Here is a 16,960-nt window from a genome sequence, read left to right on the forward strand (position 1 = left end):
TCCACGCCTCTGGAGCCTCTTGCGATGCCACGCGCCCACCCCTTGAAAATCGTTCTGGCGACACTGTTCGTGGTGTTGTGCTGGGCCTATTCACCCGCGGGTATCCATATCGCCCTGCAAGGTTACGAGCCGGGGCATCTGGCCCTGGCGCGGTTTATCGTGGCGTCGCTATTCATGGCGTTTGTTGCGGTGTGGCGCGGCATCAGCCTGCCGCGCCCCAAGGACTTGCCGCTCTTGATACTGCTCGGGCTTTTTGCCGTGTTTGGGCATCATGTGGCGCTCAACTTTGGCCAGCGCGGAGTAAGCGCCGGAGCCTCCAGCGTGCTGGCGCAGTCGACGCCGCTGTTCACCTTGCTGATTGGCTTTTTTGTCCTGCGTCAGCGCGTCAGCGCCTGGCATTGGGGCTGCCTGGTACTGGGGATGCTCGGTGCGGCCATTGTCGCCGTCGCTGATCGCGGCTTGGGCACACTCGATGCCCATGGTCTGCTGGTGCTGTTGGCCGCGCTGTCGTGGAGCATCTACTTCACCCTGCAGAAACTTCACGGCCATCGTTACGACGGCCTGACCATGGTGTGTTACACCGTGTGGACCGGCACGGCGTTGTTGCTGGTGTACCTGCCAGGCCTTGGCGCTGCGGTGACTGCGGCGTCGCCACAGGCAAACCTGGCGGTACTGATCCTCGGCGTGTTTCCCAGTGCCCTGGCGTACCTCGGTTGGGCTTATGTACTGAGCCATTCCGACGTCAGTCGGGCGTCCATGGCGCTGTACCTGATCCCGCCCTGCGCAATATTGATTGCCGCCGTTTTGCTCGGCGAACAACCTTCACTGCTGGTGGTGCTCGGGGCACTGGTGGTATTGAGCAGCGTGCTTGCCTTGAACCTGACGCCGGGCTTGTCCTGCCCTAAGCCGGCGCGGCAAATTTCACCTTGAAGTAGTCCAGCAGGTTTTGCCCACGGCGAAAGGCCTTGCGCACCTCGTCACTTTCTTTGAGCAGCGCCTCGCTGGGCACCGCATGCTGATCCACCGGCAATGGCCTGGACCACTCCCGCACCCCCTTGGGAAACATCGCTCTGGGGCGATTGTTGACCCAGTTGGAGAGATGACACGGCAAGGTCCAGCCGCCGAACGCCTGAACGAACAGAAAGCCAAACACATACTGCAGCCACGGAAAGTTGTCGCGATAGCCGAGGCGGGCCATATGGAAAAACGCCACCGTGCCCTCCTCGAACTCTTCTGGCGGCGGCGCAGGCAAGGCAGCCGGGCCCTCTTCCATGTAGACGCGAATCGCCTCCCATTCGGCAACTGCACCGCGCAGGCTGCCACAGGCCACGGTCAGCCACAGGACGTTACCGCTTTGCGCGTCGCGCAGGCCGATCATCAGCTTGAACTCGGGCATCACCGCGTATTCGGTGACCAATTGCCCGGCCGAAACACAGGCGATGACCTCTTCCCAGGGTACATACTGGGGTGCAGCGCCCTTCTTCGGCACCATCGCCACTTCGCGGCGCTGGCGATTGAAGCGGATCGGTGGCTGGACGCTGACCTGGCGCACGGCCAGGCAAAATATGACGACGTACATCAACGCCAGCAGCCCGATAAAACCCCAGATGGGCGGCGATGCGAGAAAGTCGTAGACCCCCTCCCAGAACGGCTCAAGCCTACGCCGCACCCAGGCCCCGAGAAATGCCGTCATCACCACGCAGCTCACCACCCCCATGACCGCGGCAATACCGCAGCGGGCCATGAATTCGAAGTTGCCCCGGCCGATGCCGAAGTCCAGGTAGACCTCATTGGCATCACGATGCAAATGCCGGTAGCTGTAGGCTTCTACACCCGTGGGCAAGGGTTTGGGCGACAGGTAGACGATCTGGGTACCGGAGACTTGCTCGAAGTCTCCGGCATGGGGCAGGCGCTGGTATTTGCTGTCAGGCATGAAAACGTTCCGAGTCCTTTCGACAAGGAAGGCACGCCAGGCGCGCTTCCTATGAATAACGCCGCACAGTATCGCGCAAATAGTCATCCAGCAGTTGTGTATCACCGCGCAGCCTCGGCAAGGTCGGCGAGGTTTCGGCGCGCAGCAATTCGCTGTCGATAAACTGCTGCAGCAACACCCGCCGTGGCCCGTAGTCAGCCTCGACCGCCTGGCGCTTGATGCGCAGCAACTCATCGATCTCGGCGAGCATCTGCGGCTCGCTCAGGGTGCCCGCGAGCAGATCGGCAAAGGCCGTCGGTGGCATGCCCAGGCCCAGGTCGATCCAGCGCACGGCCAACAGCGAACGCAGCACGTACAGGTACTTCTTGAAACGCACCTGCGTGCCCTGGAGGAAGTCGCGGTGGTTCTTTTTCGCCATCGACAGGTAGTGGTGCCGCGCCGCCCTGGCGCTGTAGAACTTCAGCGCCAGCGCCTGGAGCGACTCCACTGCACCCGGTTCAGCGCGGTACACCAGCGGCGAACCGAGCCATTCGAGCAGGGTCGGGTTGGAGTTGCGCAGCAGCTTCAGGGTCTTGCGCAGTTCCCAGCCGCTGATGTCCAGTTCGTCGGTCAGCGGCCGCTCGATGACGTCGCGCGGCTCATCGATGCGCAGGTACCAATCCTGGCGCGGGACGTAGATGAAACGCACGTCGAAGTCGCTGTCGGTGGAGGCAAAACCCCAGGCGCGGCTGCCGGATTCGCAGGCGTAGAGCACGGTGACGTCGTGCTCGCGCTCGACCCGGCGCAGCTCTTCAAGCACCCACTCGCGCATGGCGTCCGGCAGTGGGTGACGGTCTTCCTTGTTCATGTTCGTATCCTTGCACTCGGGCGCCTCAAGGCGCCCTCTCTATCCTTTGACGCACACCACCTGACGCAGGGTGTGCACCACTTCCACCAGCTCACGCTGGGCTTGCATCACCGCGTCGATATCCTTGTAGGCCATGGGGATCTCGTCGATCACGTCCTTGTCCTTGCGGCATTCGACATGGGCGGTGGCGCGTCGCTGATCCTCGACGGTGAACGCCTGCTTGGCCCGGGTGCGGCTCATGACCCGCCCGGCGCCGTGGCTGCAGGAGCAGAACGCCTCTTCGTTGCCCAGGCCGCGAACGATGAAACTCTTTGCCCCCATGGAGCCAGGAATGATCCCCAGCTCGCCCTTCTGCGCCGACACCGCGCCCTTGCGGGTGACTAGCACGTCGTGGCCAAAGTGATGCTCGCGCTGCACATAGTTGTGGTGGCAGTTGACCGCTTCGAGGTTGGCCTCGAAGGGTCTACCGAGCACTTTGCGCGTGGCGGCGATCACCGCGTGCATCATCAACGCGCGGTTCTGCCGGGCGAAGTCCTGGGCCCATTCCACCGCTTCGACGTAGTCGGCAAAGTGCCGGCTGCCTTCTTCGAAATAGGCCAGGTTGCGGTCCGGCAGGTTGGCGATGTGCTGGCGCATGTCGGCCTGGGCCAGTTCGATGAACAGGTTGCCGATGGCATTGCCAACTCCGCGCGAACCGCTGTGCAACATGAACCAGACGCGGTTGGCTTCATCCAGGCAGACCTCGATGAAATGGTTGCCGCCGCCGAGGGTGCCCAGGTGCTGGCGGTTGTTGGTTTTCTCCAGCTTCGGGTACTTGTCGGTGATTGCCTTGAAGCGCGCCGCCAGGTCGTGCCAGGCATGGTCAGCCATGGCCGGCACGCTGTCCCAGGCCCCCTGGTCGCGACGACCGAAGGTCTTGCCGTGGGGCACCGCTTTCTCGATTGCAGTGCGCAGGCCATGCAGGTTGTCCGGCAGGTCGCTGGCGGTCAGCGAGGTGCGCGCGGCGATCATGCCGCAGCCAATATCGACGCCGACCGCCGCCGGGATGATCGCGCCCAGGGTCGGGATCACGCTGCCGATGGTCGAGCCCTTGCCCAGGTGCACATCGGGCATCACCGCCAGGTGCTTGAAGATGAACGGCATCTTCGCGGTGTTCAGCAGTTGCTCATGGGCGCCCTCGTCCACCGGGACGCCGTCGGTCCAGAGCTTGATCGGCTTGCCGCCGGCCACTTCGAGTATGTTCATTGTCGTACTTCCACTTTTATCTGTTGCTGCCGGGCTGCTTGAGCCCGGCAAACCTCATCCGGCCTTGATGCTGACCAGTCCATTCAACACCTGATCCAGGCCGCCGAACACCGAAATCCGGTCGATTCGCTCGGCCACCCGTTCCAGGGTTTCCAGTTCCTTCAGGCGCAGGGCCGTCGGGTTGTCTTCCATGACCTTGGCGGTGTTGAGCAGCGAACGGGTTGCCGAGGTCTCTTCGCGGCGGCGGATGACGTTGGCCTGCGCCGCTTTCTCCGCCTCCACCACCTGCGCCAGCAGGGCCTTCATCTCACCTGGAAGGATGATGTCGCGCACCCCCAGGCCGCTGACTTCGATACCGCTGCCGGCGAGTTTCTCCTGCAGGTACTGGCTGACCGAATCGTCGATCAGCTGCTTGTTTTCCAACAGCTCATCCAGCGTTCGGGTGCCCACCGCCGCCCGCAGGCCGAACTGCACCTCGCGGTACAGGTGCTCCAGCGGTTTGCTCAGTTGCGCGAACGCACCGAGCACATCGCTGTAGCGCCAGTTGGCCGCAAGATTCAGGCGCAGGCTGACCTTGTCGCGGGTGAGGATTTCCTGCCCGCTGATTTCCATGGCCTGGATGCGCATGTCGACCAACTCGACACTCACCTGGCGGCTGAAGCGCCAGAAGCCGTACTGCCCGGCGCCGAGCAACTCGACCACCACGCCATCGACCTTCAACACACCGACATGAAAGGCCGGCACAGACGCCAGCAACACCGCGTCCAGCCCGGCCAGGTTGCGGCCGCGCAATTTCGGCTGGTTGAGCTGGGCCACCAGGGCGCCGTCCAGGCGATAAGTCTGGCTCAGGTCGATGCGCTGCAGGGTCTGCGCGCTCTGGCCTTTCCAGTACAGCTGGCGGCTGCCCGGGGCCAGCAACTCGACCAGGGCACCGTCCTCAAATCGCAGGCCGGCTTCGTTTTCCGCCAGGTCCATGCGTTCGAAATACTGCTCGACCAGAGCCGGCTCGCTTTGCCGCAGGTAGCCGGCCAGGCGATGTTCGAACAGCGAAGTATTGAGGCTGAAGGTTTCTACCGTCAGCCGGTTGTGCAGGTCGAAACGCTTGTGCACGCCAGGTTCGAGGATCGACACAAAGTCGCCTTCGCAGAACAGCAGGCCGCGTTCGTTCTTTTTCACGATAAAGCGTTTCAACAGTTTCATCTTGATCATCCTGTGCAATTAATCCTTGGTGCCGGTGCTGCCAAAGAGCCGAGCGCTGCGGGCGTGGCCCGGAGGAGTCAGTTGCCGGGACGTCCTGTCCACTGACCGCATCCTGCGGTCCGGCAACTGCCTTGCTCCGGGCCCGGCCGGCAAGCCGGGCAAATCGGCGGTGGGCGTGTGCGCTCCGTGCGCACCTTGCAGCCTTCCCTGGCTACGCCCCACCGGCGGGTACAACATTCGAGATACCTTGGAGGGTATGTAAGGTTCGAGTCAGGCCTCGAGACCAGCGTCTCCGTGAGGAGCCACGCTATCGACTGCTCGTTGCGGCGGCGGCATGCACGACACCAACACCTGGGGTGGGCTCGTGCACCGGCGGGGACATAAACCCCGTCCCGTTGGCCAGCTTGGCGATGCGGTCGAGGGAGATATTGCGAGGGGCGTGCCAGGTTTTGATTTAAAGACAGAATAAATTTTTATCTTATTGATTTATAAGGATTTTATTTTAACAACCATAAGCCAATGAAATTTCTCAGCCCACAACAAACAAGATTTTTATATATGATGAGATAGGTATTTATCTTTTGAGCTAAATAGAAATGAGCAAGCGTAGCGTCGCCATCGGTTTTCTCGGCACCACCCTTGATCGCAACGGCAAAGGCGCCGCGCGCTGGCAGCGCTGGCGCCCGACCATCAGCCTGTGCCAGCAAGCGCAAACCCCGATCGATCGCCTGGAGCTGATCCACGGCACCAGCGCCCGCGATCTGGGCCTGGCCGAGCGCATACGTGACGACATCCAGAGCATCTCGCCACACACCGAGGTGCGCCTGCAGCCCATGGTCCTGCGCAATCCCTGGGACTTCGAGGAGGTCTATGGTGCCCTGCACGATTTTGCCAGCGCCTACCCGTTCGATACCGAGCACGAGGACTACCTGGTCCACATCACCACCGGCACCCACGTCGCGCAGATCTGCTGGTTCCTGCTCACCGAGGCGCGCTACCTGCCGGCGCGGCTGATCCAGACCTCGCCAGCCCGCGGCAAGGAAGACACGGCCGACCCGGCCGGCACCAGCACGCTGATTGACCTGGACCTGTCGCGCTACGATCACATCGCCTCGCGCTTTCAACGCGAGCAAGCCGACAGCCTGAACTTTCTCAAGGCCGGTATCGCCACCCGCAACGCCGCCTTCAACCGCTCCATCGAGCAGATCGAACGTGTGGCGCTGCGCTCGCGGGCGCCGATGCTGCTGGTCGGCCCGACCGGCGCGGGCAAATCCTTCCTGGCCCGGCGCATCTATGAACTCAAGCGCGCTCGCCACCAGTTGGAGGGGCGCTTTGTCGAAGTGAACTGCGCCACCTTGCGCGGTGACGGCGCCATGTCGGCACTGTTCGGTCACAGCAAAGGCGCCTTCACCGGTGCCCAGAACGCCCGCGAAGGTTTGCTGCGCGCAGCCGATGGCGGCATGTTGTTCCTTGATGAAATCGGCGAGCTGGGCGCCGACGAGCAGGCCATGCTGCTCAAGGCCATCGAAGAAAAACGCTTCTTCCCGCTGGGCTCGGACCGCGAAGTAGAGAGCGACTTCCAGCTGATTGCCGGTACCCATCGCGACCTGCGCAGCCGGGTCGCCGAAGGGCTGTTCCGCGAAGACCTGTACGCACGCATCAACTTGTGGACCTTCGAGTTGCCGGGGCTGGCCGGGCGCAGGGAGGACATCGAGCCGAACATCGATTTCGAACTGCAGCGCCATGCCCGCGAACAGAACCGCCAGGTGCGCTTCAACCTGGAGGCTAAGCGTCGCTACCTGGCCTTTGCCAACTCGCCGCAAGCGCGCTGGGCCGGCAACTTCCGCGAGCTGTCGGCCTCGATCACGCGCATGGCCACCCTCGCCGACAGTGGGCGTATCGACGAAGCGCTGGTGCTGGAGGAGATCGAGCGCCTGCAGCGCGCCTGGGGCCTGGCGCAGGGAGCGGACCCGCTCGACGCGCTGCTCGGCGACAAGGCGCTGGACCAGTTCGACCGCCTGCAACTGCAGGCCGTACTCAAGGTTTGCCGCAACGCCCGCACTTTGTCCGAAGCCGGACGCCAGCTGTTCGATGTATCACGCCAGGAAAAAGAAAAGCCCAACGACGCCGACCGCCTGCGCAAATACCTGGCGCGCTTTGGCCTGGGATGGAATCAACTCAAGGGTTGAACAGGGTGCTAGAATTCGCGCCCTCTTCGGCCGCATCTGGCCGAGCACTACCGAAAAAGGACTCTCGGCCATGTCATTGCTGACAGCTACCCGCCTGCATCTCTGCTCCTTCGGCCTGCTGGCCGGCCTCAGCCTCACCGCCGCCAGTGCCTACGCCGACGAAGCCACCGACCAGGCCGTGCACAAGGGCCGCTGGCAAGGCATGGCCGCCATGGCCAACCTGTACCTCAACGACGCCACCCCGGCCGAGTTCATGGATGCCGGTGACAAAGAAAAGAGCGAGCACGACAACTATGCCGGCGCCCTGGCCTTCTATCTGACCGCCGCCCGCCTGGACCCGAAGAACGCCTTCGCCTCTTACCAGGCCGCTGCCGCGCTGTCGTCCATGGACAGCCCGGAACTGGCCGCGCAATACCTCGACCAGGCGCGTGAGCGCGGCTTCTGGCAAGCGGTGATCCTCAAGGAAGACGACGAACTGGAGCCGATGCAGAAAGACCCGGCCTACCAGAAGCTGCTGCAAGCCGCCGAGAAGAACTACCCGACCCAGGCCAAGGACGCCGGCCTCGCTGCGTTCAGCATTCCTGAAGGCAAGGCGCCGGCTGGCGGCTGGCCAGTGGTGGTATGGCTGGCCGGTTTCGGCACCGAAGGCGTCAAGGGCACCAACATGCGCGCCGACCTGGTGGGCGACAAGGCCGTGCTGGTGGCCCTGAACGGCACCCTCAAGCGCGACGAGCATCAGTTCATGTGGCAGCGGCAATCAGTCGAGCCGACCGAGCAAGCGGTGGCCGCGGCCCTGAAGAAGCTGGAAAAAGACACCCGCATCGACCGCTCGAAAGTTGCCCTGATCGGCTTCTCGCAAGGCGCCGAACACGCCGCGCACCTGATCGCCCAGTACCCGCAGAACTACAGCGGCGCCGTGCTGCTGTCGCCGGGCGGCTTCAAGATCCCGTTCACCGTGCAGAAGGCCAAGGACAAGCGCCTGGTCGTGGTTCATGGTGCACAGGAGCATGAAAGCAACCTGCAACTGACCGCCACCACCGAAAAAGCCTTCGCCAGCAACAACAAGGTGCAGAGCCACGAACACCCTGAAGGCCACACCTTCCAGGACGACTGGCGCAAGGCCTACCCTGGCTACCTGGATTACGCCCTGGGCCTTTAAGCCCGGCTTAGACCTAGGTCGTAGCCCTGAGGCTTGCAAGCATGATGGCACCCTGATGTATGCTTGCACGGTCTTCAGGGCGGGGTGAAAGTCCCCACCGGCGGTAAATCGAAAGATGAGCCCGCGAGCGCCTCGGCCTTTGGTCGAGGGTCAGCAGATCTGGTGAGACTCCAGAGCCGACGGTCATAGTCCGGATGAAAGAAGGCGTCAGGCCAGGGCCATCGTGCGCCCTGGCGCACGCATTTTGTTCGCCCTGAAACGTTCATCGATCACTTACGAGGAGCGTTTCATGTCCCCTTTGCACCGCAAGCAATTCCCTAACGTCGCTGCCGCCGTCGCTGCCTATCAGGCCGGTAAACCCGTGCTGTTGCTCGATGACGACGACCGCGAGGACGAGGCGGATATCATCGCCGCCGCCGAAAACATCAGCCTGCAGACCATGGCCATGATGATCCGTGATTGCAGCGGCATCGTCTGCCTGTGCCTGGATGAAATCACCGTTGACGAGCTGTCGCTGGCACCGATGGTGCCGAACAACCGCGCCCGCCATGGCACCGGTTTCACTGTGACCATCGAAGCCGCTGAAGGTGTATCCACGGGCGTGTCGGCCCAGGACCGCATCACCACCATCCAGGCGGCGCTGGACTCGACCCGCGCAGACCTGCGCATCGTCAGCCCCGGCCACGTGTTCCCGCTGCGCTCACGCGATGGCGGCGTGCTCACCCGTCGTGGCCACACCGAAGGCTCGGTAGACCTCGCCCGCCTGGCTGGCCTGCGTCCGGCAGCGGTCCTCTGCGAGCTGATGAACCCCGATGGCAGCATGGCCCGTGGCGAACAGGTGGCAGAGTACGCCAGGCTGCATTCGCTGCCGGTACTGACCATCGACGAGTTGGCCCGTTACCGCCAGGCAGCCTTGACTCCCGCCCTGGAAAGCGCCTGAAAAATATTCTGTTCGAGAAAATTTACAGCCCTGCAGACAGCTACTAAGGTGAATGCAGAGGAGTGAATCGCGGCTGATTCAAGGCAGTCGCATCGTGCTGAGCGGGTGCAGCTTCATGCACCCGGATTTGCCTCTATTAGGAGGCGGGAAGACGACTTCATGGGGCGCCGCAAGCCAACCCGGAGTCGTCCCCGCCTCTGCTTTTTTCTGCCCTACTTCAAGCCCAGCTGCGTGCGCAAAAAGTCGTGCAGGCCGACCGCGCTTTTCTTGTAGCCGTCCGCCGTCAGGTGCACCAGATCGCCACGGGCCAAGCCTGAAGCCTGCCAGCCGGCAATCGAACACTGTCCGCCCATATACGCCTGCCAGTCCCAGAACAGGGCATTGGCCTGCTTGGCTGCCTGGCGCTGGATGCGGATCACCTGGGCCAGTTGCTGCGGCTGGCGCGCGGCGCAACTGCGGGCCTTGCGCTGCTTGATCGAGTCCGGCGGACCAACCAGCAGCACCACCGCCCGCGGCAGGTCCTGGCGCAGGCGCTTGAGGGTATTGCGCAGTTGCGTCTGGTACAGGTTGAGATCGAGGGTGTCATCGAAGGCTTCGTTGGTGCCGTAGGCGAGGATCACCAGGTCCGGGCGCAAGGTCTTGAGGTTGTCCTGCCAGCCGGCCTGCCATTTGTCCTGCACCTCAAGACGCGCGCCGTTGATACCCAGCGCCGAATAGATCACCCCGGCATTCTTCTGGCCCTGGATGTACCACCCCCCCAGCACGGTGCCGGGACGGCCGTTGAGGGTCAGGTCCAGCGGCAGACCGAGGTTGCCGACCTGCGGGCCGAAGCGCCATTGCCCGCCGGTTGCCGCCAGCATGCGCTGGTTGCGTCCACGACCGTCGCGCAGCACCAGGGTACTGTTCTCCCGCGCCTGGTACAGCGCCTGCACGCGATAACGTTGGGCACCAGGTTCACGGGCCTCGATGCGTACGCTGGGGTTGGCCGCCATCGGCACCGACAAGTAACCGCCGAGCGGGAACTGCGTGCTCTGCTGATTACGCGCCGACACCAGCTCCCACTGGCGCTTGGCGGCTTTGAGGATAACCTGGTCGTAGCGGGTGCCCGGCACCGGCGTGGCGGCGATCAGGCCGATACCGCCGTCGCCATATCGCGCTTGCAGCAGGCGGCGCATCTCGCCACTGAACAGATCGGCAGCGGTGTGCGAGTCGCCGAACTGAATGATATTGACCGGCGCGCGGTTGGCGTTCTTGAACTTGCCCGCCAGTACCGCCAGGTTGCCATCGACGCGGTTGACCGGGGCCTTGGCCGCCGTATTGGCTGGCCTGGCCGTGGTATTGACCGCCGCCACCGGGCTACAGCCCGGCAGCGCGCAGATCAGCAGGGCCAATCCCAGAATGTTGTGCAGTCGACGCATCAGTGTCCCGTTACAGTGAGGCCGGGAAAGGCGATCATCGAGAGAATCCGTTCCGAGATCAGCTTCTGTCCGGTGGTGGTGAAATGGATGCCGTCATCGACCCGGGTCTTGATCCGTTTGCCCTGGCTGTTCTGCAAAGTAGCGGAGAAGCTGTCGTCGTTGTAACCGAGTGCCGGGTTGGCCGAAACGTAGTGCTGTTGGTACAGGCCGGTCTGTTGCTCGTACAACCCGCTCAGATAAGCCATGGCCGTAGACAGCTTGGGCTTCTGCATGTTCGGCGGCCCGACCCAGATCACCTGCACATTGTGCGCACGGGCCTGGTCAAGAATCGAATCGATGCGCTGGCGATAGGTGACTTCCCACTCCGGCGACTTGAAGCGCAGGAACGGCTTGCCCTTGCCCTGGGGCATGTCCCACGGGTCATTGGGGCCGAGGAAGATCACCATCAGGCGAATGTTCGGCTCGCTTTCCAGGGTCTTGGCCACGGTCTGCGGCCAGTTGAAGAACCCCGGATAGGCAAGGCCGGTGCTTTGCTTGCTGAGGTTGACGCTCTTGATCTGGTAGCGCTTGCGCAGGCTGTTGGCCAGGTGCGGGGCGACGCCCTGCATCAGCGAGTCGCCGACCAGGAACACTTCATCACCGGCCGCCAGGGACACAACGGTGCCCGCTTGCAGCGGCGCCTGGGCAACCTGGGCCGCAGGTTGGGTCACCGGCGCAGCAACGGGCGCAGCAGGTGCCGCCACCTGGACTACGACCGGCTTGCTGACCGCTACCTGCGCGGTAACTGGCGGCTTGCCCAGGTGCACCGGAACCACCTGGATCGGCGCCGGCAGCTCGACCGTATCGCTGGCCTCGACCTTGGCCACCAGTACCGGCTCGTTACGTTTTTCCAGGCTATCGACAAAACTGTCGCGGGCATCGCCCAAGGCGTGGGTCAGGTTGCCACCCAGGCGCCAGGCCGGGCTTTGCCCGAGCACCGGCAGCTCGCAGCTCTGGTGATATTTCTGCTGGCAATAGAGGCTGATCGAATCCTGGTTCAGCCAGAACAACAGCAGCGTGGTGATGACGATGGCGTACAACGCCTTGGCCGCGCCCGCTTGCGAGGACATCAAACGACCGGCATTAGAAACTTGCATAGATGAACCCCGGCACGCCCGATTGCGAAGCAAAAATAACCAAGGAAACGAACAACCCCAGCGGTATCGGATACAACTGCCAAGGCAAGCGCGTGGTCGCTGCAAAGAACTGACGCAGGAGCACCAGCAACTGCGGGTAGACAGCCACATACAGCACGCTCACCAGCAACAGCAGGCCGGTACTGGAGAACAATCCATCCAGGCTCAGCCCGCCGATTCCGGCGAGCATGTCCACGGCTTCATCAAGGCTCGCACTGCGGAAGAAGATCCAGGCGAAGGCCACATAGTGGAAGGTCAGCAGACGCGCCGCCAAACCGGCCCCCGGCCAGCGCATCGGCTGCGGCAGGATGTAGGTCGAGGCCTTGTACAGCGCCAGGCCGATACCGTGCAACGCGCCCCAGATGATGAAGTTGATGCTCGCCCCGTGCCACAGCCCGGAAACCAGCATCGCCAGCAGCATGTTCAGGTTGCCGCGCCACACGCCTTGGCGGTTACCGCCCAGGGGGATGTAGACATAGTCGCGAATGAACAGCGACAGGCTGATATGCCAGCGGCCCCAGAATTCCTTGAGGTTGTGCGCGGCATAGGGCGCATTGAAGTTCTCGGGCAGGCGAAAGCCCAGCAGCAAGGCAATGCCGGTGACCAGGTTGGTGTAGCCGCTGAAGTTGAAATAGATCAGGAAGCTGTAGCCATACACGCTCAGCAGGATCTGCTCGGGCGAATAGCTGCCCGGCGTTTCAAACACCGGGTCGACCCACTCACTGGCCAGCCAGGCGCTGCAAAAGAACAGCTTGACCACCGCCAGGGCGATCAGGCCCAAAGCCCGTTGCGGCTCCAGCACCTCACGGATACCGCTGGTGCGAATCTGCGCCAGCATGTGGCTGGCGCGGTTGACCGGGCCGGCAATCAGGCTGGGGAAGAACGCCAGGTACAGGGCCAGGTCGAACGGCGAAGCCGAGGGCATCTCGCGGCGGTTGATCGACACCAGGTAGCTGACCGAGTGAAAGGCGTAGAACGACAGGCCGATCGGCACCAGCACTTCCAGCACCGGCAGTGACACATCCAGCCCGGCACTGGCCAGGGCACCCTGCACGCCGCCGACAAAGAACTCCTGATACTTGAACAGATAGAAGCAGCCCAGCACCAGCAGCAACACCAGCAAATAGCTGAAGCGCCGCCCGGGATACCGCTCACCGACCAGGCCGAGCAGGTACACCAGGGCGCTGTAGCCCAGCAGGATATACAGGGAGTTGAAGCTGAAACTGGCCACCAGTGCGTAACTGGCCGCCAGCAGCAGGACGTTCTGCAGGCGAACGCTCCAGCACAGGCTCCAGTAGACGATGAAAAACAGTGTGAAGCAGAGGCCGAACTCGATCGAAAGGAAGCTCACAACGTAGTCCATTACGTGACAACAGAAATAGGAGGCTTCACCGCGAGAAACCCGCGGGGTAAAGCGGGCGCGATTATGGCAGAGAGCCATAAGCCCTCACAATGCGAGCCCTGCAGAAAAATCAAGACTTCACCGGCGGCCTTTGTGCAACAGAATGCGACGAAAGATCGCCCCTATCGATTTGCTCCCCCCGCCCCGCTCTGCTAGTGTCGCGCCGTTTATACCGCCACCGAGACAGCCGCCATGGCCCGAAAAAAAGCCTCCATTGATTTCGAGCAATCCCTCGCCGACCTGCAGGTCCTGGTCGAGCGCCTGGAGAACGGCGAGCTGTCGCTGGAAGACTCGCTGACCGCCTTCGAACAAGGCATCAGCCTGACCCGCGACTGCCAGAGCGCTCTGGCCCAGGCCGAACAGAAGGTCCAGGTGTTGCTTGAGCGCGATGGCGAGCTGGCCGCCGAGCCTTTCGATGCGGACCAGGCAGAATGATCAGTCGCTATCAGGCCGACTGCCAGGCCCGGGTCGACGCCGCCCTTGAGCAACTGTTCGTGCCGCCGTCGCAGGAACTCACCCGCCTCTACCAGGCCATGCGCTATAGCGTGATGAACGGCGGCAAGCGCGTACGCCCGCTGCTCGCCTACGCCGCTTGCGAAGCCCTGGGTGGCACGCCGGAGCAAGCCAACGGCGCTGCCTGCGCGGTCGAGCTGATTCACGCCTACTCGCTGGTGCACGACGATTTGCCGGCCATGGACGATGACGACCTACGCCGCGGCCAGCCGACCACCCACAAGGCCTTCGATGAAGCCTGTGCGATCCTGGCTGGCGACGGCTTGCAGAGCCTGGCCTTCAGTGCGCTGCTCGACCCGCAGCTGAGCCCGCAGCAAGACAGCATCCGCCTGGCCATGGTCCAGGCCCTGGCGTTGGCCGCCGGCCCTGCCGGCATGGTCGGCGGCCAGGCCATCGACTTAGGTTCGGTGGGCCTCAAGCTCGACCAGACGGCGCTGGAGTTCATGCACCGGCACAAGACCGGCGCGCTGATCGAAGCCAGCGTCAGGCTCGGCGCCCTGGCCAGCGCCCGCGCCGACCAGACCCAGCTCAAGGCTCTGCAAACGTATGCACAGGCCATCGGCCTGGCGTTCCAGGTCCAGGACGATATCCTCGACGTCGAGAGCGACACCGAAACCCTGGGCAAGCGCCAGGGCGCAGACATCGCCCGCGACAAGCCGACCTACCCGGCCTTGCTCGGCCTCGACGCCGCCAAGGCCTATGCCCTGGAACTGCGCGACCAGGCCCTGCATGCCCTGCGTCCGTTTGACGCGGCGGCCGAGCCGCTGCGGGAATTGGCGCGTTATATCGTTGAACGGCGTAATTAAGCGCAAACCGCATCGCGGGGCAAGCCCGCTCCCACAGCGATCACTGTAGGAGCGGGCTTGCCCCGCGATTAGCTCAAATGGGCAGCCAATACCGCAATAAGGTAAACTGCCGCCACTTCATATCTATAACGATTCGCCTGATGCCCACGACGTTTCAAGAGATCCCCCGCGAACGCCCGGTCACGCCGCTGCTTGACCGTGCTGATACGCCTGCCGGCCTGCGCCGCCTGGCTGAAGCCGACCTGGAGAGCCTGGCCGACGAGTTGCGCCAGGAATTGCTCTATACCGTTGGCCAGACCGGCGGGCATTTCGGTGCCGGCCTGGGCGTCATCGAGCTGACGATCGCCCTGCACTACGTCTTCGACACCCCGGACGACCGCCTGGTGTGGGACGTTGGTCATCAGGCCTATCCGCACAAGATCCTCACCGGTCGCCGCCAGCGCATGAACACCCTGCGCCAGAAGGACGGCCTGGCCGCCTTCCCGCGCCGCGCCGAGAGCGAGTACGACACCTTTGGTGTCGGTCACTCCAGCACCTCGATCAGTGCTGCCCTGGGCATGGCCATCGCCGCCCGCCTGCAGAACGATCCACGCAAGTCCATCGCCGTGATCGGCGACGGCGCGCTGACCGCCGGCATGGCCTTCGAGGCGTTGAACCACGCCCAGGAAGTCGATGCCGACATGCTGGTGATCCTCAACGACAACGACATGTCGATTTCGCGCAATGTCGGCGGCCTGTCCAATTACCTGGCCAAGATCCTCTCCAGCCGCACCTACTCGAGCATGCGCGAGGGCAGCAAGAAAGTCCTGTCGCGCCTGCCCGGCGCCTGGGAAATCGCCCGCCGCACCGAAGAATACGCCAAAGGCATGCTGGTGCCCGGCACCCTGTTCGAAGAGCTGGGCTGGAACTACATCGGTCCGATCGATGGCCACGACCTGCCGACCCTGATCACCACCCTGCGCAACATGCGTGACCTCAAGGGCCCGCAGTTCCTGCACGTGGTGACCAAGAAGGGCAAGGGCTTCGCCCCGGCCGAAGTCGACCCGATCGGCTACCACGCGATCACCAAGCTCGAGCCTGTGGACAAACCTGCCGCCGCGCCGAAACAGGCCGCTGGGCCGAAGTACTCCGCGGTGTTCGGCCAATGGCTGTGCGACATGGCGGCGGCCGACCAGCGCCTGGTCGGCATCACCCCGGCCATGAAGGAAGGCTCCGACCTGGTGGCCTTCAGCGAGCACTACCCGGATCGCTACTTCGACGTCGCCATCGCCGAACAGCACGCGGTAACCCTGGCGGCGGGCATGGCCTGCGAAGGCAGCAAGCCGGTGGTGGCGATCTATTCGACCTTCCTCCAGCGCGCCTACGACCAGCTGATCCATGACGTTGCGGTGCAGAACCTCGACGTACTGTTCGCCATCGACCGCGCCGGCCTGGTCGGCGAAGACGGCCCGACCCACGCAGGCAGCTTCGACCTGTCGTTCCTGCGCTGCATCCCCGGCATGCTGGTGATGACCCCGAGCGACGAGAACGAACTGCGCAAGATGCTCAGCACCGGCCACCTGTACAACGGCCCGGCGGCCGTGCGCTACCCACGCGGCAGCGGCCCGAATGCGACCATCGAGAGCAACCTCGAGCCGTTGGAAATCGGCAAGGGCATCGTTCGCCGCCAGGGCAGCAAGGTCGCCTTGCTGGTGTTCGGCGTGCAGCTGAGCGAAGCCCTGAAGGTTGCCGAGCAGATCGACGCCACCGTGGTTGACATGCGCTTTGTCAAACCGCTGGATGAAGCCCTGGTGCGCGAAATCGCCGGCAGCCACGAGCTGCTGGTGACCCTCGAAGAGAACGCCATCATGGGCGGCGCCGGTGCGGCGGTAAGTGAGTTCCTCGCGCGTGAAGCCGTACTCAAGCCGGTGCTGCACCTGGGCCTGCCAGATGTGTATGTCGAGCATGCCAAGCCTGCGCAGATGCTGGCCGAGTGCGGGCTGGATGCGGCCGGGATCGAGGCTTCGGTGCGTCAGCGGATGCAACTGCTCGGTCTTTGATCTTCGGGGCCTTAACCGGCCTCATCGCTGGCAAGCCAGCTCCCACAAGTACAGCGCATGCAGAACCTGTGGGAGCTGGCTTGCCAGCGATAGC

At 63.4% G+C, this 16,960-nt stretch carries 14 protein-coding genes and 1 riboswitch; of the genes, 7 read left to right on the top strand and 7 right to left on the bottom strand.

The annotated features are described in order from the left end of the window. Window positions 1-24 precede the first annotated feature (24 nt). Entirely contained in the window at window positions 25-930 is a 906-nt protein-coding gene (locus tag ABM562_RS08450) for a DMT family transporter (RefSeq protein WP_134061309.1), read from the top strand. Here the strand turns inward: ABM562_RS08450 and ABM562_RS08455 are convergent. Genes ABM562_RS08455 through ABM562_RS08470 form a run of 4 tightly spaced genes read right to left on the bottom strand, consistent with a single transcriptional unit; the run spans window position 902 to window position 5,225 of the window. Beyond that, window positions 902-1,933: a DUF6708 domain-containing protein gene (locus tag ABM562_RS08455; RefSeq protein ID WP_233674432.1), complete on the bottom strand. Its 1,032-nt coding sequence runs from the start codon at window positions 1,931-1,933 to the stop codon at window positions 902-904. The genes ABM562_RS08450 and ABM562_RS08455 overlap by 29 nt on opposite strands. Window positions 1,934-1,982: 49 nt before the next feature. Beyond that, entirely contained in the window at window positions 1,983-2,780 is a 798-nt protein-coding gene (locus ABM562_RS08460) for a nucleotidyltransferase domain-containing protein (RefSeq protein ID WP_134061307.1), read from the bottom strand. Window positions 2,781-2,819: 39 nt separating this feature from the next. Next, complete coding sequence (locus tag ABM562_RS08465; protein WP_460421409.1) at window positions 2,820-4,025, bottom strand: RtcB family protein; 1,206 nt, start codon at window positions 4,023-4,025, stop codon at window positions 2,820-2,822. A gap of 54 nt (window positions 4,026-4,079) precedes the next feature. Next, entirely contained in the window at window positions 4,080-5,225 is a 1,146-nt protein-coding gene (locus ABM562_RS08470) for a slipin family protein (protein WP_327438977.1), read from the bottom strand. Window positions 5,226-5,821: 596 nt separating this feature from the next. Here ABM562_RS08470 and rtcR point away from each other — a divergent pair. From rtcR to ribB, 3 genes are all read left to right on the top strand, one after another. After that, the gene (gene rtcR, locus ABM562_RS08475) at window positions 5,822-7,414 is read left to right on the top strand and encodes an RNA repair transcriptional activator RtcR (RefSeq protein WP_460421411.1); all 1,593 of its coding nucleotides are present in this window, start codon (window positions 5,822-5,824) and stop codon (window positions 7,412-7,414) included. A 70-nt stretch (window positions 7,415-7,484) separates the two neighbouring features. Then, entirely contained in the window at window positions 7,485-8,573 is a 1,089-nt protein-coding gene (locus ABM562_RS08480) for an alpha/beta hydrolase (RefSeq protein ID WP_115085118.1), read from the top strand. Between the two features lie 66 nt (window positions 8,574-8,639). Then, a riboswitch (FMN riboswitch) is annotated at window positions 8,640-8,783 on the top strand. Between the two features lie 79 nt (window positions 8,784-8,862). After that, a complete protein-coding gene (ribB, locus tag ABM562_RS08485; RefSeq protein WP_115085117.1) occupies window positions 8,863-9,513 on the top strand; it encodes a 3,4-dihydroxy-2-butanone-4-phosphate synthase in 651 nt (216 codons plus the stop codon). 212 nt (window positions 9,514-9,725) lie between these two features. Here the strand turns inward: ribB and ABM562_RS08490 are convergent, their stop codons facing one another. Genes ABM562_RS08490 through ABM562_RS08500 form a run of 3 tightly spaced genes read right to left on the bottom strand, consistent with a single transcriptional unit; the run spans window position 9,726 to window position 13,457 of the window. Continuing rightward, the gene (locus ABM562_RS08490) at window positions 9,726-10,931 is read right to left on the bottom strand and encodes an SGNH/GDSL hydrolase family protein (protein WP_115085116.1); all 1,206 of its coding nucleotides are present in this window, start codon (window positions 10,929-10,931) and stop codon (window positions 9,726-9,728) included. After that, on the bottom strand, window positions 10,931-12,040 hold the full coding sequence (locus ABM562_RS08495; RefSeq protein WP_325175826.1) for an SGNH/GDSL hydrolase family protein: 1,110 nt from the start codon (window positions 12,038-12,040) through the stop codon (window positions 10,931-10,933). Before ABM562_RS08495 ends, ABM562_RS08490 begins: the two co-directional genes overlap by 1 nt. A gap of 13 nt (window positions 12,041-12,053) precedes the next feature. Next, a complete protein-coding gene (locus ABM562_RS08500) occupies window positions 12,054-13,457 on the bottom strand; it encodes an MBOAT family O-acyltransferase (RefSeq protein WP_233674426.1) in 1,404 nt (467 codons plus the stop codon). Window positions 13,458-13,700: 243 nt separating this feature from the next. Here ABM562_RS08500 and ABM562_RS08505 point away from each other — a divergent pair, with 243 nt between their 5' ends. The 3 genes from ABM562_RS08505 (at window position 13,701) to dxs (ending at window position 16,866) form a co-directional block, all read left to right on the top strand. Then, on the top strand, window positions 13,701-13,943 hold the full coding sequence (locus ABM562_RS08505; RefSeq protein WP_115085113.1) for an exodeoxyribonuclease VII small subunit: 243 nt from the start codon (window positions 13,701-13,703) through the stop codon (window positions 13,941-13,943). Beyond that, window positions 13,940-14,827: a (2E,6E)-farnesyl diphosphate synthase gene (gene ispA / locus ABM562_RS08510; protein WP_115085112.1), complete on the top strand. Its 888-nt coding sequence runs from the start codon at window positions 13,940-13,942 to the stop codon at window positions 14,825-14,827. The genes ABM562_RS08505 and ispA overlap by 4 nt, the downstream gene beginning before the upstream one ends. Before the next feature lie 140 nt (window positions 14,828-14,967). Next, window positions 14,968-16,866 (top strand): 1-deoxy-D-xylulose-5-phosphate synthase, encoded by a 1,899-nt coding sequence (gene dxs, locus ABM562_RS08515; RefSeq protein ID WP_460421415.1) that lies wholly within the window; start codon window positions 14,968-14,970, stop codon window positions 16,864-16,866. Window positions 16,867-16,960: the final 94 nt, after the last annotated feature.

The organism is Pseudomonas sp. ZL2 (assembly GCF_054788455.1).